General features: G+C 73.3%; 18 protein-coding genes. 14 read left to right on the top strand and 4 right to left on the bottom strand.

Translation table 11 applies throughout. The annotated features are described in order from the left end of the window. Window position 1 precedes the first annotated feature (1 nt). The 8 genes from OG867_RS01985 (at window position 2) to OG867_RS01950 (ending at window position 7,252) form a co-directional block, all read left to right on the top strand. The gene (locus OG867_RS01985) at window positions 2-1,114 is read left to right on the top strand and encodes an MCE family protein (protein ID WP_406281972.1); all 1,113 of its coding nucleotides are present in this window, start codon (window positions 2-4) and stop codon (window positions 1,112-1,114) included. Continuing rightward, on the top strand, window positions 1,111-2,277 hold the full coding sequence (locus OG867_RS01980) for an MCE family protein (protein WP_328903636.1): 1,167 nt from the start codon (window positions 1,111-1,113) through the stop codon (window positions 2,275-2,277). The genes OG867_RS01985 and OG867_RS01980 overlap by 4 nt, the downstream gene beginning before the upstream one ends. Then, the gene (locus OG867_RS01975; protein ID WP_406281969.1) at window positions 2,274-3,536 is read left to right on the top strand and encodes an MCE family protein; all 1,263 of its coding nucleotides are present in this window, start codon (window positions 2,274-2,276) and stop codon (window positions 3,534-3,536) included. Before OG867_RS01980 ends, OG867_RS01975 begins: the two co-directional genes overlap by 4 nt. Next, window positions 3,533-4,054 (top strand): hypothetical protein, encoded by a 522-nt coding sequence (locus tag OG867_RS01970; RefSeq protein WP_406281966.1) that lies wholly within the window; start codon window positions 3,533-3,535, stop codon window positions 4,052-4,054. The genes OG867_RS01975 and OG867_RS01970 overlap by 4 nt, the downstream gene beginning before the upstream one ends. Then, window positions 4,051-4,662, top strand: coding sequence for a hypothetical protein (locus OG867_RS01965; protein WP_328903639.1), 612 nt, complete (start codon window positions 4,051-4,053; stop codon window positions 4,660-4,662). Before OG867_RS01970 ends, OG867_RS01965 begins: the two co-directional genes overlap by 4 nt. A gap of 75 nt (window positions 4,663-4,737) precedes the next feature. Next, complete coding sequence (locus OG867_RS01960; protein WP_406281963.1) at window positions 4,738-5,268, top strand: hypothetical protein; 531 nt, start codon at window positions 4,738-4,740, stop codon at window positions 5,266-5,268. 33 nt (window positions 5,269-5,301) lie between these two features. Next, entirely contained in the window at window positions 5,302-6,030 is a 729-nt protein-coding gene (locus OG867_RS01955; protein WP_406281960.1) for a hypothetical protein, read from the top strand. A 28-nt stretch (window positions 6,031-6,058) separates the two neighbouring features. Then, window positions 6,059-7,252: a lytic transglycosylase domain-containing protein gene (locus tag OG867_RS01950; RefSeq protein WP_406281957.1), complete on the top strand. Its 1,194-nt coding sequence runs from the start codon at window positions 6,059-6,061 to the stop codon at window positions 7,250-7,252. Here the strand turns inward: OG867_RS01950 and OG867_RS01945 are convergent. Together OG867_RS01945 and OG867_RS01940 are read right to left on the bottom strand one after the other, a co-directional pair. Continuing rightward, a complete protein-coding gene (locus OG867_RS01945) occupies window positions 7,249-8,202 on the bottom strand; it encodes an IS481 family transposase (RefSeq protein WP_331720360.1) in 954 nt (317 codons plus the stop codon). The two genes, OG867_RS01950 and OG867_RS01945, sit on opposite strands and share 4 nt — an antisense overlap. A 147-nt stretch (window positions 8,203-8,349) precedes the next feature. Then, window positions 8,350-9,414, bottom strand: a complete 1,065-nt coding sequence (locus OG867_RS01940) for an ATP-dependent DNA ligase (protein ID WP_406281954.1) — start codon at window positions 9,412-9,414, stop codon at window positions 8,350-8,352. Between the two features lie 97 nt (window positions 9,415-9,511). Between OG867_RS01940 and ligD the strand changes: the two genes are divergently transcribed. The 3 genes from ligD to OG867_RS01925 all read left to right on the top strand — a co-directional run bounded on the left by ligD (window position 9,512) and on the right by OG867_RS01925 (window position 12,672). Then, window positions 9,512-10,519, top strand: coding sequence for a non-homologous end-joining DNA ligase (ligD, locus tag OG867_RS01935; protein WP_328904524.1), 1,008 nt, complete (start codon window positions 9,512-9,514; stop codon window positions 10,517-10,519). After that, window positions 10,516-11,577, top strand: coding sequence for an ABC transporter permease (locus OG867_RS01930; RefSeq protein ID WP_328903644.1), 1,062 nt, complete (start codon window positions 10,516-10,518; stop codon window positions 11,575-11,577). Before ligD ends, OG867_RS01930 begins: the two co-directional genes overlap by 4 nt. Before the next feature lie 147 nt (window positions 11,578-11,724). Continuing rightward, window positions 11,725-12,672 (top strand): multicopper oxidase domain-containing protein, encoded by a 948-nt coding sequence (locus OG867_RS01925; RefSeq protein WP_406281951.1) that lies wholly within the window; start codon window positions 11,725-11,727, stop codon window positions 12,670-12,672. 13 nt (window positions 12,673-12,685) lie between these two features. Here the strand turns inward: OG867_RS01925 and OG867_RS01920 are convergent, their stop codons facing one another. Next, the gene (locus OG867_RS01920) at window positions 12,686-14,869 is read right to left on the bottom strand and encodes a DEAD/DEAH box helicase (RefSeq protein WP_406281948.1); all 2,184 of its coding nucleotides are present in this window, start codon (window positions 14,867-14,869) and stop codon (window positions 12,686-12,688) included. A gap of 145 nt (window positions 14,870-15,014) precedes the next feature. On the opposite strand from OG867_RS01920, the gene OG867_RS01915 reads away from it, so the two are divergent. Together OG867_RS01915 and OG867_RS01910 are read left to right on the top strand one after the other, a co-directional pair. After that, the gene (locus OG867_RS01915) at window positions 15,015-15,269 is read left to right on the top strand and encodes a WhiB family transcriptional regulator (RefSeq protein ID WP_018100193.1); all 255 of its coding nucleotides are present in this window, start codon (window positions 15,015-15,017) and stop codon (window positions 15,267-15,269) included. A gap of 97 nt (window positions 15,270-15,366) precedes the next feature. Beyond that, the gene (locus OG867_RS01910) at window positions 15,367-16,950 is read left to right on the top strand and encodes a GMC family oxidoreductase (protein WP_406281945.1); all 1,584 of its coding nucleotides are present in this window, start codon (window positions 15,367-15,369) and stop codon (window positions 16,948-16,950) included. A 28-nt stretch (window positions 16,951-16,978) separates the two neighbouring features. On the opposite strand, the gene OG867_RS01905 is transcribed toward OG867_RS01910, so the two are convergent. Continuing rightward, window positions 16,979-17,893, bottom strand: a complete 915-nt coding sequence (locus tag OG867_RS01905) for a chitosanase (protein ID WP_406290707.1) — start codon at window positions 17,891-17,893, stop codon at window positions 16,979-16,981. Window positions 17,894-17,965: 72 nt separating this feature from the next. On the opposite strand from OG867_RS01905, the gene OG867_RS01900 reads away from it, so the two are divergent. Next, complete coding sequence (locus tag OG867_RS01900) at window positions 17,966-21,343, top strand: hypothetical protein (protein WP_406281942.1); 3,378 nt, start codon at window positions 17,966-17,968, stop codon at window positions 21,341-21,343. The last annotated feature ends 3 nt before the right edge of the window (window positions 21,344-21,346 follow it).

The following is a 21,346-nucleotide window of genomic DNA, read 5'->3' as shown; positions in this document are numbered from 1 at the left end:
GATGAGACTCACCCGCGTCATCGGCATCGGCGCCGGCCTCGTCGTCGTGGCCGTCGCCGCCACCTCCGGGGTCTCGGCCCTGGAGGAGCGGGGCGGCACCACCGTCACCGCCTACTTCGACCAGGTCACCGGCGTCTACGCCGGGTCCGACCTGCGCATACTCGGCGTACGCGTCGGCCGCGTCGAATCCGTCGAACCGCGCGGCAAGGATGTCAAGGTCGTCCTGCACATCGACAAGGGCGTCCAGGTCCCCAAGGACGCGCACGCCGTCGTCGTCGCCCCCAGCCTGGTCGCCGACCGCTACGTCCAGCTCGCCCCCGCATACACCGGGGGAGCGGCCATGCAGGAGGGCGCCCAGCTGCCCGCCGCGAACAACGCGACGCCGGTGGAGGTCGACCAGCTCTACGCGTCCATCACCGAACTGTCCACGGCGCTCGGGCCCGACGGGGCCAACGCCGAAGGGGCCTTCGCCGGGCTCCTCGACACCGGGGCCAAGAACCTCAAGGGCAACGGCAAGGACATCGGCGACTCCATCGAGCAGTTCGGCAAGGCCACCAAGACGCTGGACAAGTCGAGCGGCAACCTGTTCAGCACGCTGTCCTACCTCCAGACCTTCACCATCATGCTGAAGGACAACGACGGCAACGTCCGGGCGGCCGAGGAGCAGCTGAACTCCGTCACCGGCTTCCTCGCCGACGACAAGAAGAACCTCGGCGCCGCCCTCAAGGAACTCGGCACCGCCCTCGGCCAGGTGAAGACCTTCATCAAGGACAACCGGGGCGAGCTCAAGAAGAACGTGGACGCCCTCGTGCCGATCACCCAGGCCCTCGTCGACCAACGGGCCTCGCTGGCCGAGTCGATGGACGTCCTGCCGCTCTCGGCGGGCAACGTCCTCAACGCGTACGACCCCGAGCACCGCACGCTCAACGGCCGGACCAACCTCAACGAGCTCAGCATGGGCGGCCCGCTCCTCGAATCCAGCCTCGCCCTCCAGGGGCTCTCCCCGGTGGACGCCGAACGGCAACAGGCGCTTCCCGCGCTACCGCTCCCGGCCGTGGGAACGGTCTACGGCACCCCGAAGGAAGCCAAGGACACGAAGGGGGCGAACCGATGAACCGGCGACCGCGCAGACCGGCGGCCCTCGGCACCACGGGCGGACTCGTCGCGCTCGGCCTGTGCTGCACCCTCTTCGTCACCGGATGCGGAGCCCCGCACTTCTCCGGCATCGAGGACCTGCCGCTGCCCGGCGGCGCCGACCTCGGCGACCACCCGTACGAGATCACCGCGGACTTCGGGGACGTGCTCAGCCTCTCCCCGCAGTCCTCGGTCAAGGTCAACGACGTCGCCGTCGGCCGGGTCACCAAGATCTCGCTGGCGCCCAACGGCTGGCAGGCCCGGGTCACCATGAAGGTGAACGGGAAGATCGGCCTGCCCGCCAACGCCTACGCCCACCTGGAACAGTCCAGCCTGCTCGGCGAGAAGTACGTCCAGCTCCAGCCGCCCGCCAAGGGCAAGGAGAAGGGCACCCTCGCCGACGGCGACCGCATCCCCCTCAGCCGCACCAACCGCAACCCCGAGGTCGAAGAGGTCTTCGGTGCCCTGTCCCTGCTCCTCAACGGCGGCGGCGTCCAGCAGCTCAAGACCATCACCACCGAACTCAACAAGGCCCTCAGCGGGCAGGAACCCCAGGTCAAGTCCATGCTCCACCGGGTCGACAAGCTCGTCACCAACCTGGACGACCACCGCGGCGACATCACCGCCGCGCTCGACGGCGTCAACCGGCTCTCCAGCACCCTCGCCGGCCGCAAGGAGCAGGTCGGCACCGTCCTCACCAAGCTCAGCCCCGGCATGAAGGTCCTGGAGAAACAGCGCGGCTCCCTCATGACGATGCTCCGCTCCCTGGACACCCTCTCCGACGTCGCCGTCACCACCATCAACCGGAGCAAGGCGGACACCATCGCCGACCTCAAGGCCCTCGCCCCCACCCTGCGGGCCCTCGCCGACTCCGGCAACGACCTGCCCGACTCCCTCCAGGTACTGCTCACCTACCCGTTCACCGACGAGGTGCTGCGCGGCGTGAAGGGCGACTACCTCAACGTGTACCTGGACCTGACGGCCGAACCCGGCACCCAGATCATCCCCGCCTACGACCCGGACCCGGAGACCCCGCCGGCCCAGTCCCCGTCGGTCGCCGGCGCCGGACTCCCGCTGCCCCTTCCCGCGACCTCGGCGCCGACGACGAGCCGGCCCACGGACTCGAAGGGGAGCAACCGATGATCACCCTCGCCATCCGGCTCAAGAACATCGCCTTCCTCATCGTCTCCGTGCTGGTGCTCGCCTACCTCGGTGTGCGCTACGCCGACCTCGGCCATTACGTCGGCATGCGCGACTACTACACGGTCACCATGCAACTCCCGCGCACCGGCGGTCTCTTCACGCACTCCAACGTCACCTACCGAGGGGTCTCGGTCGGCCGGGTCGGGCCCATCGAACTCACCGACGACGGCGTCGAGGCCGAGCTGCGGATCAACAAGTCCGCGCCCGGCATCCCCGACGACCTCAAGGCGGTCGTGGCCAACCTCTCCGCCGTCGGCGAGCAGTACGTCGACCTGCGGCCGACCCGCACCGAGGGCCCCTACCTCGCGAACGGCTCGGTCATCGACCAGGCCGAGACCACCGTCCCGGCGCCCGTGACCAACGTTCTCACCAGCGTCAACGACCTCACCTCCTCGGTCGACCTGGAATCGCTGCGCACCGTCGTGGACGAGTTCGGCACCGCGTTCAGCGGGCGCGGCGACGACCTCCAGGTCCTCCTGGACACCGGCAGCGAGTTCGTGGACGCCGCCGACGACGCGCTGCCCGTCAACATCCGGCTGATGGAGGACGGCAAGACCGTCCTGCGTACCCAGGTCGAACAGGGCGAAGCGCTCAAGGGGTTCGCCTCCGGCGCGAAGGAACTGGCCGCCCAGCTCAAGGGGTCCGACACCGACCTGCGCAAGCTGATCGCCGCCGCCCCCGACGCGACGAACCAGATCAGCGGACTGCTCCGGGACGTCGAACCCAGCTTCGGGGTCGTCGTCGCCAACCTCCTCACCACCTCCGACGTCGCCGTCACCCGCCAGCGCGGCCTGGAGGAACTACTCGTGAAACTCCCCGCCGTCGCGGCCGCCGGAGCCAGCGCGGTGGACGAGGACGGCGCCCGGTTCGGCATGTCGATCACCTTCTTCGAGCCGCTGCCCTGCACCGCCGGCTACGAGGGCACGACCTACCGCAACGGCCTCGACCTCTCACCCGCCCCCGCCGTCAACACCAAGGCCCGCTGCGCCGCCTCGCCCGGCACCGGCATCGACGTCCGGGGCAGCGCCAACGCCCCGACCGGCGGCCCGCTGCCCCCACCGGCGAAGGCCGGCGCGCTGCTCCTCGGGGACACCGAGGAGGACCGGCTGCCCGGCGTGCTCGGCGCCGCGACCGACGCGGCACCGGAGGCCCGGGGCATCGCCGGGCTGCTCGGCCTGGGACAGGAGGACGGCGAGTGAACCCCCGTACGCGAAGCCTCGGCGGCTGGGCCGTCCTGCTGATCGCGGCCCTCGTCTGCGCCCTGGGCGGCTGGTCGTACGCCCAGGCGCGCGGCGACGACGACCTGGCCTACGCCAAGAGCCGGGACGCCGCCCTCGCGGACGGCCGGCAGGCGCTCGCCCGGCTCAACACGCTGGACGGCAAGGACGCGACGAGCGTGGACGCGGGCCTGGCCGGCTGGCTGGAGTCCGCCACGGGCCCGTTGCACGACCAGCTGAAGCGGACCCGGAAGAAGGACGCCGCCGACCTCAAGGCATCCGGCGCCACCGCGCGCGGCAAGGTCACCGACGCCGCGCTCACGGAGCTGGACGAGCGGACCGGCACCGCGCTGATGATCGCGACCGTCGACGTCGAGGTCACCCCGCGCACCGGCAAGGCGGGCACCGAGCGCAAACGCTTCGAGGCCACGCTCGCCCGGACCGGGGACGGCTGGAAGATCAAGGCGCTCACGGCGCTCGGCATAGGGAGCGGCGCATGAACACGGACGTGGACGTCGAGGAGAGCACGGCCGTCACGGAGGACCCGCCCGCCGGTGCCGAGCCGCCGGAGGCCAACGACCACACCGACGACACCGGCACCCGCCCCGCCCGCCGCCGGCCGCGCGTCCTCGCCGCAGTCCTCGTCGTCGTCCTGCTCGCCGCCGGGGCCGTCATGTACGTGGCGGGGAGGCAGGTGCGGGACACGCCCGCCACGTCCAACCTGGCGCTGACCGACAGCGCGGCGACCGCCCAGGTGGCCGGCGAGGTCACCAACGCGCTCGGCAAGGTCTTCTCGTACAGCCCCGACGGCACCGCCGCCACCAAGGCGTCCGCGCAGAAGCTGCTCGCGGGCAAGGCGCTCCAGCAGTACGCGGCGCTGTTCGGCCAGGTCGAGAAGCAGTCGGCCGACCAGAAGCTCACCCTCACCACCCATGTCGTGCGCGCCGGGGTGACCCGGCTGACGCCCGACAGCGCCCACCTGCTCGTCTTCCTCGACCAGGTCTACGAGCGCAAGGGCAAGGCGGCGAGCAAGGCGGCCGCGCAGCTCTCCGTCACGGCCCAACTGCGCGAAGGGCACTGGACGATCGTGGAGATCACCTCCCGGTAGATCGCGAGAGGCACCACCGCACCACCGAGCACGGACAGCACAGCACGGCGGGACCGCCGGCAGGGAGAGGCAGCGATGGCACGGGTAGCGATGACGAGAAATCCGCTGGTGGCGGTGGCGATCGTGCTGACGGTCGCGGCGGCCGCCGCAGCGGGCTGGGGCGGGGTGTCCCGTTACCAGGCGGGGCACGACAGCTCGGCCGCGTACGCCCAGACCCGCGACGAGGTGCTGGCGGCGGGGGAGCAGGCCGTGCAGAACATGAACACGCTGGACCACGCGCAGATCGAGAAGGGGCTCGACAGCTGGGAGGACTCCACCACCGGTGACCTGCACCAGCAACTGGTCGACGGGCGCGCCGGGTTCGTGAAGCAGATTCAGGAGGCGAAGACCGTCAGCACCGCGAAGGTGCTGGCCGGTGCGGTCACCGAGCTGGACGACCGGGCCGGGAAGGCCGGGGTCATGGTGGCGCTCCGGGTGACCGTGACCGCGCCGAAGGGCAAGCCCGCGGTGAAGGAGAGCCGGATGCTCGGCCAGCTCACCCACACCCCCGACGGGTGGAAGCTCAGCGCCCTCGGCCAGGCGCCCGTCGGCAACACCGCCGGCTGACACCCCCGCCCCCGCACCGAGAGGAACCCGGACATGTCGACCACCCGTCACCTGGTCAACCGTCAGCGCCGCCTGGCCACCGTCGCCGCCGCCGAACGCGCCGCGACGACCGCCCCGCCCCGGCCCCGCACCGGAGGCGGCCCGGACCTGGAGAAGCCCGACGCCACGCACGCCGAGGAGGTTCCGGAAAGCGAGGAGGACGAGGGGGAGGCCGAGCCGAAGGCGAAGAAGGTCACCCCCCGGCGCGGCCCGCGCCTCAGCCTGCCCGCCGTCCTCTGTGTCCTCACCCTCGTCCTCGGCGCCGTCGCCGCCTGGGCGTTCGCCTCGGCGGCGAGCCTGCGCGACGACCCCGGCCGGCAGAACACCGCCCTGACCGACATCAGCCGCACCAGCGAGGTGAAGGGCCAGATCACCGAGGCCGTCGGCGCGGTCTTCTCGTACGACTACGCCTCACCCACCAAGGCCGAGGCGGCGGTGACGAAGTACCTGACCGGCAAGGCGGTCCAGCAGCACGCGGACATGCTCGCCGAGGTCCGGGAGCAGGCACCGAAGCAGAAGCTGGTCCTCACCACGACCGTCACCGACAGCGGCGTGGAGCTGCTCGACGGCGACCGTGCCCGCCTGCTGATCTACGCCGACCAGCGCAACACCCGTACCGGCAAGTCCGAGGAGACCACGTACGCCGCCGCCATGTTCAGCGTGGACGCGGTCCGCAAGGGCGGCAGCTGGCGGATCTCCGCGATCGACACCTTCACCCGGTGACCGAGGCGACCCACCAAGGAGAGCACGCATGAGGTTCAACGGCACCATGCGCCGCCAACTCGGCGGCACCGCCGTGGCGGTCGCCGCGATGGCCGCGCTGACGGCGTCCCAGGCACCCCAGCTCGCCGCGCACGAGGAGAGTCCGAAGCCCCGCCACAAGACGGACGGCGTCGTCTGGTCCGAGGTCCCGAACGACGACTCGTACCACACCGAACTCCCGCCGCTGAAGAGCCCGAAGCCGCCGAAGAAGGGCGAGAAGCAGAGCCCCGCGGCCAAGCAGTCCTGGGCCGAGGCCGGTATCCCGGCCACCGTGCTCGCCGCCTACCGCAGGGCCGAGACCACGATGGGGCGCGGCGACCCCGGCTGCCGGCTGCCCTGGCAGTTACTGGCGGCGATCGGCAAGGTCGAGTCCGGGCACGCGGCCGGCGGCCGGGTCGACAGGAACGGCACCACCGTCTCGCCGATCCTCGGCCCGGTCCTCGACGGTGCCGGGTTCGCCAACATCGCGGACACCGACGGCGGCGCCTACGACGGGGACGCGACGTACGACCGGGCGGTCGGCCCGATGCAGTTCATCCCCTCGACGTGGGCGCACTGGGGCCGCGACGGCAACGGCGACGGCCGCCGCGACCCGAACAACGTGTACGACGCGGCGCTCGCCGCCGGGGCCTACCTGTGCGCCGGTACGCGCGATCTGTCGATCCCCTCCGACCTGAACCGGGCGATCCTCAGCTACAACCACTCGGAGCCCTATCTGCGTACGGTGCTGTCCTGGCTGGAGTTCTACCGCAAGGGCATCCACCCGGTCACCGACGGCACGGGGCCCATCCCCAGGAGTCCCGGCGCGGGCAGCCCGAACAAGCCCGAGCACCCCGTGGGCGGCTCCGGCCCCAAGGACGACGGCGGCGGCATCGAGGTCGGCCCGCAGCCCAGTACCCGCCCGACCACACCCGGCACCCACGACCCCGATCCCGGCACCACGCCCGACCCGGACCCGACGGACACCACCGGTCCCTCGCCCGATCCGTCGGACCCCGGCTCCCCGGACCCGAGCACCACCCCGGACCCGGACCCGACCACGACGAAGCCGGACCCGGGCTGCACGACCACCCCGACGCCGGACCCGACCGACACCACCGAGCCCACCGGCTCGCCCTCACCGGACCCCACGGAGACCGCCGAACCCTGCACCACCCCCACCCTGCCGCCCACGGCGGACTAGGTGTACTGACCCGTGAGGTTAGGGACGCGGCTGGCGGGTGGTTGGCCCTTGAGCGCGGTGTGTCCGCGGTGGTGATTGTAGGTGTGGAGCCATCGCGAGTAGGCGTCACGCCGTTCGGTCTCGGTCCGATATGCCTTGGCGTAGGCCCACTCGTCCAGCAGGGTCCGGTTGAACCGCTCGACCTTCCCGTTTGTCTGGGGCCGGTAGGGGCGGGTGCGCTTGTGTGAAATGCCCTGTGAAACAAGTGAGTTGCGCCAGAGGTACGACGTGTAGCAGGAACCGTTGTCGGTCAGGACGCGCTGGACGGTGATCCCGGCGGCGGCGAAGTAGGCGTGGGCGCGCTGCCAGAATCCGACGGCGGTTTCCTTCTTCTCATCGGTGAGGATCTCGCTGTAGGCGAGACGGGAATGATCATCGACTGCGTTGTGCAGGAAACTCATGCCGGCGCCCGCCCGGTTCTTGCGGCCTGCTTGCCGGCCGAGGGCCTTGTGGCCGCCGCCGTCGGGAATGTTGCCGAGCTTTTTGATGTCGACGTGCACGAGGTCACCGGGGGCGGCATGCTCGTAGCGGCGGATCACCCGGCCGGTCGCTCGGTCCAGATGGGCCAGGCGGGCGAGTTTGTAGCGAGTCAGGACGCGGTGCACGGTCGCCGGGTTCAGCCCGAGCAGATAGGCGATGCGGGCTGGTCCCCAGCGCCGCAGGACACGGACCTTGATGATCCGCCGCTCGGTACGGGTCGGTGTCCGGCGCGGGCTGTAGTGGGGCCGGGAGGAGCGGTCGGTCATCCCGGCCTCGCCCCGCTCGCGGTAGCGCCCCGCCCACCGCTGAGCCGTGGTGGGCGAGACCTGGAAGCGCTCGGCGGCCCGGCGCAGAGGCCAGCCGTCCTCGACGACGCAGCGGGCCAGACGCAGACGCCCGGTCTCGGTCAGGGGTGCATTACGGTGGGGCATGAGGGCCTTCTGATCGTTCCGTGTAGATGTCGCAATCCACACCGAACCCGGAAGGCCCTCACTCGTTCAAGATCCCCAAGCCGTGGGATCCGTCACCAACCTCCATGGACAGAACAACTAGGGCCGCGGCCGGGTGTTCCGAAGGGCTCAGCCGCCGCCCGCCAGGACCTGGGCGAGGTCGTAGCGGACGACCTCCTCCAGCTGTGCGTACGTGCAGCTGTCCGGCATACGGTCGGGCCGCCAGCGGCGCCACTGGGCCGTGTGCCGGAAGCGGTCGCCCTCCATGTGGTCGTACGCCACCTCGCAGACCCGCTCCGGCCGCAGCGGCACCCAGGACATGTCCTTCTTGCCGGACCAGCGGCTCGGGGCGCCCGGCAGCCGGGCGCCCGCGTGCGCCTCGGCCTCGGCCCAGGCGTGCCAGGGGTGGTCCTCGGCATCGGTCAGCAGGGGTTCCAGCTCGGTGACGAGCTCCGCGCGGCGCTTCATGGGGAAGGCCGCGCACACCCCGACGTGCTGGAGCGCGCCGGTGTCGTCGTACAGGCCGAGCAGCAGCGAGCCGACGACCGGGCCGCTCTTGTGGAGGCGGTAGCCGGCCACCACGCAGTCGGCGGTGCGCTCGTGCTTGATCTTGTACATGGCCCGGACGTCCGGCCGGTACGGCGCGTCGAGCGGCTTCGCGACGACCCCGTCCAGACCCGCCCCCTCGTACCGCTCGAACCACTCCTCGGCGCGGGCCGGGTCGGTCGTGGACGGGGCCAGATACACCGGCGCCGACGCCCCGGCGAGTGCCGCCTCCAGGACCGTGCGCCGGTCCGCCTGCGGGGTGTCCAGGAGCGAGTCGTCGCCCAGCGCCAGCAGATCGAAGGCGATCAGCGCGGCCGGGGTCTCCCCGGCCAGCAACCGCACCCGCGATGCGGCGGGGTGGATGCGCTCGCTGAGCCGGTCGAAGTCGAGGCGGCCGTCGTGTGCGACGACGATCTCACCGTCCACCACACACCGCTCCGGCAGATTGTCCCGGACGGCGTCGACCACCTCGGGGAAGTACCGGGTGAGCGGCTTGCCGGTCCGGCTGCCGATCACCACCTCGTCACCGTCCCGGTGCACGATCGCCCGGAAGCCGTCCCACTTCGCCTCGTACTGCATGCCCGGCGGAATCCGCTTCACGGATTTGGCGAGCATCGGCTTCACGGGCGGCATCACCGGCAGGTCCATGGCCCGATTCTGGACCGTACGGCGGCCGGAGTCCCCCGATATGCGGCATATGTGTGCCCGGCCTACCGTGGCCGACATGGCAGCAGCGGGCACAGCGGTGGAACTGGACGCGGCCGGACGGGCGGTCCGGCTGTCGCATCCGGACAAGGTCTACTTCCCGGAGAAGGGCTACACGAAGAGGGACGTCGCCGAGTACTTCCTCGCCGTCGGCCCCGGCATCCTGCGCGCCCTGCGCAACCGGCCCACCACCCTTCAGCGGTTCGTTGACGGCGTCGAGGGCGAGTTCTTCTACCAGAAGCGCGCCCCCAAGAACCTCCCCGACTGGATCCCCACCTCCACGATCGCCTTCCCGAGCGGGCGGTCCGCCCGGGAGATGTGCCCCACCGAGGTGGCCGCCGTCCTCTGGGCCGCCAACCTCGGCACCCTGACCTTCCACCCCTGGCCGGTCCGGGGCGGGGACACCGACCACCCCGACGAACTCCGCATCGACCTGGACCCGCAGCCGGGCACCGGTTACGCCGACGCGGTCCGCGCCGCCCAGGAGCTGCGCGGTGTCCTGGAGGAGCACGGGCTGCGCGGCTGGCCCAAGACCTCCGGCGGGCGCGGCATCCACGTCTTCGTGCCCATCGAGGCGCGCTGGACGTTCACCGAGGTCAGGCGTGCGGCCATCGCGGTCGGGCGGGAGCTGGAGAGCCGGATGCCGGACCGGGTGACGACCGCCTGGTGGAAGGAGGAGCGCGGCGAGCGGATCTTCGTGGACTACAACCAGACCGCCCGCGACCGCACCATCGCCTCCGCCTACTCCGTACGGCCCTTCCCGCACGCCCCGGTCTCCGCCCCGCTGCGCTGGGAGGAGGTGGACGACGCCGAGCCCCGCGACTTCGACCTGCGCACCATGCCCGTGCGGTACGCGGAACACGGCGACGTGCACGCCGACATGGACCAGGAGGCGTACCGCCTGGACTCGCTGCTCGAACTCGCCGACCGCCACGCGAGCGACGGCGGCCCCGGCGACCTGCCCTACCCGCCCGAGTACCCGAAGATGCCGGGCGAGCCCAAGCGCGTGCAGCCGAGCCGCGCCCGCCGCGACAAGGACGACGCGTGAGCGAGCCGGAGCACGGGGCGCACGGGCGGCCGCTGACCCGGGGCCAGAAGTGGCAAGGCTTCAAGGAGTCCCCGTACTTCCCGGCGATCGTCCTGCTGTTCATCCTCTCCGCCGCCGCCGGGCTCTTCGCCGGCTCCTACACGTACGCCATGGCCAACCCGACCCCGCACAGCGTCCCCACCGCCGTGGTCAGTGAGCCGGAGACCGTGCGCGGCCGGGAGTTCGTCGCCGGGATGGACAAGGCCCTCGACGCCTCCCTGGTCATCCACGTCTACCCGACGGCGGCTGCCGCGCGCGAGGCCCTGGAGGAGCAGCGGGTCTTCGCCATCGTGCGGTCCGGCGCCCGGGGCGTGTCCCTGGACGTGGCCGCGGCCTCCGGGGCGGCCGTCGCCCAGCTGCTCGCCGAGTCCGCCGTGAAGGTGGGGGACGCGCTGGGTATCCCGGTGGCCGTGCAGGACGTCAAACCCCTGCAGAAGGGCGACCCGCGCGGGCTCGCGCTCTTCTACATCTCGCTCGCCGCGGTGATCGTCGGCTTCGTGGGCGCCATCCAGCTCAGCGTGCACGCCCGGTCGTTGATCCCGCTGGAGCGGATCGGCTTCACCGTCGCGTACTCGCTCCTCGGCGCCTTCGCCATCGCCGCCGTGGTCGACTGGCTGCTGGGCGCGGTCGATCTGCCCTTCACCGAGTCCTGGCTGATCCTCGCCTTCACGATGTTCACCTCGGGCATGGTCTTCACCCTGTTCAACACCCTGATCGGCCGCTGGGCGATGCTGCCGACCTGGGGCGTCATGGTGCTCCTGGGCAACCCGTCGTCCGGCGGTGCCGTCTCCTGGCCGCTGCTGCCCTCGCTCCTCGGGCACATCGGACGCTGGCTGCCCCCGGGCGCCTCCGTCAACGCCCAGCACACCGCCGTCTACTACCAGGGCCACCAGCGCGTCTTCCCGTACCTGGTCCTCGCGGCCTGGGCGCTGGTCTCGTGCACCGTCTTCTGGGTGTGGCGCCACCGTCACCCCGGCGGCCGTGAGCACATGCCGCGGCACGCGGAGACCCTCACCTGATCCGACAGGCGTATGTCGCGACTCGCCCACCGGGCTTGGCGGCCCTGGGGCGGACTTTGTCCTTACTGTGGGTAAGCGATTTTCCCGGGTCGGTCACGGCCCGTCGCCATAGCCTCGGCAGCACCCGTCAGCAGTGGGGAGTTCGACATGGACCGCAGAAGTTTCAGCCGGCGGATGCTGATGGGCGGCGGGGCCGTGGCGGCGGCGGGGGTGGCATCGCTGTCCCTCCCGGCCCCCGCCGCCGCCCTGCCGCACCCGGTCCGGCGCGCGCCCGCCGGGGGAGTGGTCCGGCACATCCGCATGTACGTGGAGAAGCTGCCGGACGGCCGGATGGGCTACGGGCTCGAAAAGGGCAAGGCCACCGTGCCGGGCCCGCTCATCGAGCTCAACGAGGGCGACACCCTGCACATCGAGTTCGTCAACACCCTGGACGTCCCGGCCGGGCTGCACGCGCACGGCGTCGACTACGACATCGCCAGCGACGGCACCCGGATGAACCACAGCACCGTCGAACCCGGCGCCACCCGCACGTACACCTGGCGCACCCACACCCCCGGCCTGCGCCGCGACGGCACCTGGCAGCCCGGCAGCGCGGGCTACTGGCACTACCACGACCACGCCGTCGGCTCCGACCACGGCACCGGCGGCATCCGCGAAGGGCTCTACGGGCCGCTGGTCGTCCGGCGCCGGGGCGACATCCTGCCGGACAAGACGATCACGATCGTCTTCAACGGCATGTCCATCAACAACACCCCGGCCGGAGAGAGCCCGGACTTCACGACCACGCTCGGGGACCGGCTCGAAGTCGTCATGATCACGCACGGCGACTTCTACCACACGTTCCATATGCACGGTCACCGCTGGGCGGACAACCGTACGGGCATGCTCACCGGCCCCGACGACCCGAGCCGGGTGGTCGACACGAAGATCGTCGGGCCGGCGGACTCCTTCGGCTTCCAGGTGATCGCGGGCGAACACGTGGGCGCGGGCGCCTGGATGTACCACTGCCATGTGCAGAGCCACGCCGACCGGGGCATGGGCGGCATGCTCCTCGTCGCCGACCGGGACGGCACCGTCCCCGGACACGACGGGTAGGGCGGGCAGGGCCTTACGTCACGGACGGACGGGCGGCCGCGCCGAGGCGCCGCTGCTCCTCCTCCACGATGCGGCGGGCCAGCTCGCCCTCCGACACGTCCACCGCGTCCGGCGTCGTCTCGGCGACATCGCTGCGCCGGGCGTACGCGTCGAACAGGCGCTCCTTGCGGGCCACGATGTCCAGCATGCGCTGGTCGATGCTGTCCGTGGCGAGCAGCCGGTGCACCCGGACCGTCCGTATCTGGCCCATCCGGTGGACCCGGGCCACGGCCTGGTGCTCCGTCGTCGGCTTGATCTGCGGTTCGCACAGGATGACGACGGACGCGGCCTGCATGTTCAGCCCGACCCCGCCCGCCTGGATCTGGCTCAGCAGCACCGCGTGCCCGTCCGCCGCCGTGAACGCGTCGACCATCTCCTGGCGCCGGGCCGCCGCCACGCTCCCCGACAGCAGGCCGGACACCCCGTCACCGAGCGCCCCGCGCACCGTCTCCAGGACCTCGCGGAAGTACGAGAACACCACGACCTTCAGACCGTTGCCCGCCGCCTCCGCGACCAGTTCCCGCAGCCGGTCCAGCTTGGCGGAGGTCTCCGGACGGGCGTACGCCGCCCGGCGCATCCGCATGAAGTGCCCCTCGGCCACCGCCTCCCGGTACGCCAGCAGGTCGCCCTCGCTGAACTCCTCCCACTCGTCCACCTGGACCACGGCGGGCAGTTCGGCGAGGACGTCCTCCTGATTGCGCCGCAGATAGGCGGGGGCCACGGCGCGGCGGAACGCCTGCGAGCCCGCCGCGCCATGCCCGGCGCCGACCGAGGGGGCCAGCTCGGGCCGGAGCTGGCGGACGAGGCTGCGGAACTCCTCCACCCGGTTCTCCATCGGCGTCCCGGTCAGGAACAGCACCCGGTCCGTGCGCCCCGACCAGCCGGAGACCGCGCGCGAACGACGGGTCTCCGGGTTCTTCACGTAGTGCGCCTCGTCCACCACGAGCATCCCGGGCCGCACCCCGCTCTCCCCGGCGTCCGGCAGGGCGTGCAGCGCGTCGAAGGTGGTCAGCGCGACGCCGCCGGATTCCCGCCACTCCGCGAACGCCTCCCGCCGCTCAGGACCGTGCACCGGCAGCGCGCGCAGCGTGGACCTGGCCCGGACCTCCCGCGTCCAGTTGATGAGGACGCTCGCGGGGCACACCACCAGGAAGTGCGTCTCCCCGCGCGCCGCGAGGTGCGCCAGGGCCGCGATGGCCTGGACGGTCTTGCCGAGCCCCATCTCGTCGCCCAGGATCACCCGCTTCTGGACGAGCGCGAACCGGGCACCGAACGACTGGTAGCCGCGCAGGGAGACCCGCAGCCGGGCGTCGTCCAGCCGCAGCCCGCGCACCCGGTCGGCTATTCCCGACGGCAGGAACCCCTCCGCCGCGTCCCGGTCGGGCCCCGAGCCGGAGAGCTCCGCCAGCAGGCTGTAGTACTCGGCGGACCGGAGCTCGAAGTCGACCCAGGCGGCGGCCGGGGACCCCGGCTCCCGCAGCAGATCGGCCGACGCCTGGGCGAACAGCGGGGGCAGCCCACGCTCCACCGCGTCGGCGACGGCCGCCCGGACCCCGGTCACCGCCTCCCGCACCCCGTCCCGCGACCGCCGCCCCGCGAACAGCAGCCGCAGCCGCCCCCGCGCCGGACCGGCCGCCGTCAGCAGCGGGTCGAGGCGCCCGGCCAGCGCCCGTGCCCCGTCCACCGCCCGCCGCGTGTCCGGGCCCGCCGCCACCAGCCCGTACACCGCGCCGAGCAGCGCGGTCACGGCCTCGTTCCGGTCGTCCACGTCCACGCGCACCGCGACGGTGTCCCGCACCGCGTGCGCGATGCCGCCCGCCGCCGCCAGGGCCTGGTCGGCCGTCTGCGCGCCGACGCCGGGGATCTGGCGGAGCTCGTAGCGGTTCGCGCCGTACACCTGGCCGACCGTCGTGAACCCCGCCTGCTCGATCGCGCCGAGGCGCAGCCGGCCCTCGGTGACGTCCTTCAGCCGGGAGACGGGGATGGCGGCGAGATCGGCGCGCACGAGGGTGTCGAGCAGGGGGTCCAGACACGTCCGGACGGCGGTGACGGCCCGGGTGTGGTCCGCGAGGACCCCGCGTGCCGCGTCCAGCAGGCCGTCGGCGCGGACGAGCAGCTCCCGGGCGGCCCGCCCGGCCGGTGCCCCGCCCTCGGTCATGTACGTCCCTCTGTCTCCGCGACCCCGCCGCTCTCCGCGTACGTGGCTCATATCGTCCCATGCGGTGCCGGCACCCCGGCCGGGCGGACGCGCCATTGACGCGGCGTTGATCAGTCGTTTATCGCGGCAGGGCACTGTGGCCGTCATGCTGATCAACACCGCGACCGACCCCGCCTTCTCCTGGCAGGAGACAGCACTGTGCGCCCAGGCGGGGCCCGAGTTCTTCTTCCCGGCCCCCGGCAGCTCCACCCGTGAGGCCAAACAGCTCTGCAACGCCTGCGAGGGACGGCAGGCGTGCCTGGAGTACGCCCTCGACAACGACGAGCGCTTCGGCGTGTGGGGCGGCCTGTCCGAGAAGGAGCGGGAACGGCTGCGCAGAGTTGGCCGCGAGCGGGCCTGAAACAGCCCCGCGCGTGCGAGACTTCGGCCTCCACCGTTTCCGTACGCGGCCTTCGTGACCGTGGCGGAACCCGCGTCGACCTGGAGGAGAAGCCGAGTTGAGCGAGTACGACTACGTCGTCGTCGGGGCGGGTTCGGCCGGCTGCGTGCTGGCCGCGCGGCTGTCCGAGGACCCCACCGTGCGGGTCGCGCTGGTCGAGTCGGGCGGACCCGACCGCAAGCAGGAGATCCGGATCCCGGCCGCCTTCCCGCAGTTGTTCAGGACCCCGTTCGACTGGGACTTCAGCACGGTGAAGCAGCCGGCCCTCGGCGGCCGTGAGCTGTTCTGGCCGCGCGGCCACACGCTGGGCGGCTCCTCCTCGATCAACGCGATGATGTGGGTACGCGGACACCGCGACGACTACGACGCGTGGGCGGCGTCCGCCGGGCCGGACTGGGGGCACGACGCGATCGTCCCCTACTTCCGGCGCGCCGAGCGCTGGGCCGGTCCGGCCGGCGACGGCACGGTGTACGGCACCGAGGGCCCGCTGCACATCGCGCCGCCCCGCAGCCCGTCCCCGCTGACCGCCGACTTCGTCACCGCCTGCCGCGACGACGGCCTGACGTTCCTGCCCGAACTGAACGCGCCCGACCACAGCGGGGTCGCCCTCACCCCCGTCAACCAGCGGCGCGGACGGCGCTGGAGCGCGGCCGACGGCTACCTGAAACCGGCCGCCCGGCGCGCCAATCTGGACATCCTCCCGCACACCCGCGTCCGCGCCCTCGCCTTCGACGGCGACCGGGCCACCGGGGTGGAGACCGACAGCTCCGGCACGCTCACCGCCCGCCGCGAGGTGATCCTCAGCGCCGGCGCCATCGGCTCCCCGCACCTGCTGCTGCGCTCGGGCATCGGCGACCCCGGCGAACTGCGCCGCGCGGGCGTCGAGGTACGCGCCGCGTCACCGGACGTCGGCCGCAACCTCCAGGACCACCTGTCCTTCGCGGTCACCCTGCACTGCCCGCGCCCGGTCACCCTGACGGGCGCCGACACCCCGGTCAACATCGCCCGCTACCTGCTCACCGGGCGCGGACCGCTCAGCTCCAACCTGGCGGAGGCCGTCGCCTTCGTCCGCAGCGCCTCCGCACCGGCCGCCCCGGACCTGGAACTGATCTTCGCCCCGGCCCCGTTCATCGACCACGGACTGACCCCGCCCACCGAACACGGCGTCACGATCGGCGTGGTCCTGCTCCAGCCCGAGAGCACCGGCCGCATCACCCTGGACACCGACCACCCGGACCCCCGCTCCGCGCTGCGCATCGACCCGGGCTACCTCGCGGCCGTCCCCGACCTGCGGCGCATGATGGACGGCGTCCGCCACGCCGAACGGCTCTTCGCCCACACCGCTCTCGCCCCGCACACCTCGACGCCCATGGGCCACTACCCGGGCGAGGTGGACGACGACCGCCTGGCCGAGGCGATCCGGACCGGGGCGGAAACCCTCTACCACCCCGTCGGCACCTGCCGGATGGGCGAGGACCCCGGATCGGTCACCGACCCCCGGCTCCGGGTGCGCGGCGTCCGTGGCCTGCGCGTGGTCGACGCCTCCGTCATGCCGCGCATCACCCGGGGGCACACCCACGCGCCCACGGTCGCCATCGCCGAGAAGGCCGCCGAACTGATCAGGCAGGACGCCCGCGCATAAGGGGCAAGGGGCCGCCGCGGGGCCGGGATCACGACGGGATACGGAAGGTCTCCCCGTACATCTTCCAGGTCAGCGGCGGCTCCAGGCCCAGGTTCTCGTCCTCCAGGAAGACGCGCTGCGCGGTGTCGATGCGCGAGGTGTCGTGCTGCTGGTTCTTCTTCGACTTCATCACGGCCCGCGCGGTGTCCAGGAAGATGTCCAGGTACGCCGACTCGTCACCGCCCTCCGCGACCGTGTCCGCCTCGGCCAGCGCCGCCTGCCGGATGCCGTAGAAGGAATCCGCCTCGTGCCCCGGCCCCTGGAGCACCATGGTGTCGAAGTAGATGAACTGGCCCAGTGTGCCGAGTCCGTCCAGCTTCGCCAGGCGCACCGCGGGCTCGAAGTACTGCTTGTCGCGGACCTCCTCCTGTGCCGTGCGGAACGCCGGGTCCTCGGCCGCCTTCTTCCACGCGCCCGTGAACCCCGGGTCCAGGCCCTCGTGCGAACCGGTCCCGTCGACCTTGCGCAGCGCGGGCAGGTACGGGGCGAGCGGATTGTCCGGGTGGTCCTTCGTGAACGCCTCCACGAACGCCAGCATGTCGTGCGTACCGGAGCAGAAACCGACGAGCCCGGCCGCGTAACCGGTGCCGTCGCCGCTGTCCTCGATCGTCGCGTACTGGGTGCGCCAGTCCAGCGTCGAGCCCTCCGCGCTGGCCAGCAGCTCCCACGCGATCTCGCGCGTCTTCGGCGCGGCGAGCCCGGCCGGCGCCCGGCCGACCCGCTTGTTCATCTCCGCGCGCTCCTCGTCGTCCGCCGCCGCGAACGGGTCCGGGTTCAACGGCCCGGTGGCCGACGCCTCGGCGGCCTTGGGGGAGGCCGTGGGCAGTCCGGCGTCGTCGCCGGTGTTGAGGACGAGGGCGACGGCTATCGCCAGCGGCGCACCGATGAGAACGAAGCGGGTCACAGGTTTCACCGGCACAGCGTACGGTCCCCGCCCGCCCCCGGACGGCACACCCCCGCACGGCAGAATCGCCCCATGACCGACGCCCTGCTGAAGGCCCTCGACCCGCTTCCGTACCCCCGGCGCATGCGCGAACTCGCCGCCCGGGCACGCGTTCTGTCCGCTTCGGGGGAATTGCGCCGCGTCCTTGACGAGCTGGATCGGGGCGGCCCGTACGAGCGGGGCCTCGCCGTCATCGCGGCGGCCGTCGGCGGCGACGCGGAGTGGACCGGCGCGCACCTCGCCGACCGGGACCCCTTCGTGCAGGGCCACGCCCTGCGGGTCGCCCGGAGCCTCGGCGTCCCCGACGAGGCGTACGAACAGGCCCTGGACGACCTGCCCCGCGCCGCGCGCCGCCGCCTGCTCCGGGCTGTCGTCCGCGATCGGCGCACCGACCTCGCCGCCCGGCTCCTGGAACGGGTGCGCACCGACTGGGGCGACGCCGAGGCGGCCGTGCTGCTCCCGGGCTGCCCGGCCGACACCGTGGCCCGGCTGCTGCCCGAACTGCTGTACGCCGTACGCGGCTGGAGCAGCCTGGGCCGCCGCCACCCCGGCCCCCTCCTGGACGCCGTCGAACGGCAGCTCGCCGAACTGGCCGAGCCGCAGCGCCCGGAGTGGTGGCAGCGGTACGCCCCCGGGATCGCCGCCACCGCCGCCGCCCGGCCCGCCCGCGTCCTCGACCTGCTCGACCGCTTCGGCCCCGCCACCCTGCCGTGGCCGCCGGCCCGCCGCCTCAACGCCCTCGCCGCCGCCGACCCGGCCCGCACCGCCCGGCTGCTGCTGCGCCCCGAGACCCGGCCGTTGCTGGAGCACGGCGCGCGCCGGGTGCCCGACGGCGTCCTGTTCCGCCTCGCCCGCACCGCGCCCGAAGGGCTCGTCGTGGAGCTGGGCCGCGCCCTGGCCCAGGACTCGGCCGGCCTCGCCCGGCTCCTCGCCGCCCTCCCGCCCGGCCGGCGCACCGCCCTGCACGCCTCGGTCACCGCCGGACGCGGCCCCGGCGGCCCCGCCGTCGACGCGGACCTCCTCGACGCACTGCCCCGCAGCGGCGTCGCCGACGAGGCCCGGCGCATGGCGGACCGGGCCGCCGAACGCGGCGAGGACTGGCACACCGTGCTGCTCGCCCAGTCCTACCTCCCGGCCGCCGAGGTGTGGGACCGGCTGCTCGCCGCCACCCGCCGGCCCGCCGCCGCGGACCGGGCCCTCGTCTGGCCGCTGCTCGTCCGCAACGCCGGGCGCACCGGAGCGCCCGGGCCCGTCGCCGTACTCCTGGACGACATGGCCAGGCTCCGCAACGAACAGGACCCCGTCCGCTCGGCCGCCCTCCTCGCCCTCGCGGACATCCCCGCCGCCCTGTTCACCGAGGCCATGGAACCGGCCCTGGACCGGATCGCGGCCGACGCCGTCGAGGCCCGGGACTCCTCCTACGCCACCCGGCGCGCCCTGAGCACCCTCGCCGTGCGGCTGCTGCGCGAACACGCCGTCACCGGCCGTCGCGCCCCGGGCCGACAGGGCCTGGTCAGCTGGTCGCTGCGCACCCTGGTCCGGATCTCCGGCAACACCGGCGGCGCCGACCTCGGGCGGCTCGACCGCACTCTGCGCAGGGGCCAGGAGCACGACGTGTTCGAGGCCCTGCGGCCCTGGCTGGAGGCAGGCGCCGAGAAGAGCGACTACGGGCTCGCGTTCGCGCTCGTCCGGGCGCTGGGCCGCCGCGCGGCCGGGCTGCCCGAGCTCCAGGACCTGCTGTGGCAGGCGATCCGCTTCGGCTCGGTCACCACCGCGCGGACCGCCGTCCGGCTGTGGCTGGAACCGGACACGGACCGGGGCGAGCGCGTCGAACGGCTGCTCGCGCTCGACCCCTCGGCCGGCACCCTGCCCGAGGTGCTGGCGGTCCTCACCCGCACCCGGACCGACCTCCTCGACCCGTACCTCGCCACCCCGCCGCCGCACGGCCGCTTCCTGACCCCCGGCCGCCCCTGGACCGTCCACCCCGGACCCGAGATCCGCCGCTGGGTGCCCCGCCAGCACCGCGCCGCCGAACGCGCCCTGCGCCACGCGGCGCGCGACGGGAAGCTGCCGCTGCACGGACGGGCGCACGCCGTCGCAGCCCTGGCCCGCATCCCCGGGAGCGGCGCCGAGTCGCTGGGGGAGTGGACCGGCTCCGACGACGTCGTGCTCGCCGAGGCCGCGCTCACCGCGCTCGGCCACACCGACCGTGCCCCCGAGGTGCTGCCCGTCCTGCTCGCCCACACCGGGGACGACCGCGCCCGGGTCGCCGTCTTCGCGGCCGGCCGCGCCTCCCAGGACGTCCGCCCCTCCGTCCTCGCCCCGATGCTCCGCGCCCGGCTGGCCCCGGGCACCGGCAAGGTCACCAGCCGCAAGGAGACCGTCCGGCTCGCCGTGGCCCGGCTGCCCCGGGAGACCGCCGCCGACCTGGTCACCGAGGGCTACGAAACCCCCGACCAGCACCCGGACGTCCGGGCCGCCTGCGTGGCCGGGGCCATCGGGCTGCTCGGCGACGAGCGGATGTGGCGGCTGCTCGCGGACGCCGCCGCCGGGCCCACCGTGCTGCGCACCGCCGTCCTGCGCGTGCGGCCCATGGACCTGCCCGGCGCGCACCGCACCGGCTACGCGCGCCTGGTGCGGGAGGTGTGCGGCACGGACGACGAGGAGTCGGCCGCCGCCGCCCATGCCGTGGTGGCCCGCTGGATACCGTGGGAGCCGGGCATCTGCGAGGTGCTGGCCGCCGCCACGACGGACCTGGCGCGCCGCCGCTCCTGGCGCTCTTCCGCCGACGCGCTGGCCGGTGCCGCGCCCGCCGCCTCCGGGGAGGCCGCGCGGGCGCTGATGGGCGCGCTGGCCACGCTCGCGGACTCCGTGGCCATGGACGACGCGGGCAGCGACCGCGACCGGCCCGAGCGGCAGCGGGCCGTGCATCTGGTGAACCGCCTGGTCTCGGCGGCGGGGGCGCGCGCGGACGCGACCCTGCGCTCCGTGCTCGCCGCCGCCGGCGACCGGCTGGCCGGCCACCGCGACTACGTACCGCAGGCCGCGGAGCTGCTGGCCAGGGCGGTGGACCCGGAGGGCGACGCGGACGCGCTGCACGCCGCGCTGGACCGCATCGCCCTGCTGGTCACCGGCCGGCCCGTGCTCGCCGCCCGCGTCGCCCTCCTGTACGGCACACACCACGGTGTCCCGCGGGGCGAGGACGGGGCGGCGACGATGCTCGCGGTGGCGGGGCGCCTCGCCGAGGACGGCGGCCTCGCGCACGGCCTGCTGGCGGTGCGGCTGGTCGCGGCCGGCGGACGGCACACGGGGTGGACCGGTCCGTGGCGGACCCAGCTGCGGCTGCTGCGGCGCCACCCGGAGGCGGAGGTGCGCGACGCGGCGTACGCGGAGGTGACGGTCCGGGAGTGAGCG

Origin of the sequence: Streptomyces sp. NBC_00209 (assembly GCF_045206345.1) — a bacterium.
In the GTDB taxonomy this organism is placed as follows: Bacteria; Actinomycetota; Actinomycetes; order Streptomycetales; family Streptomycetaceae; genus Streptomyces.
The sequence above is the reverse complement of the archived record's forward strand: the minus strand, read 5'-3'. Positions and strand labels throughout refer to the sequence as shown.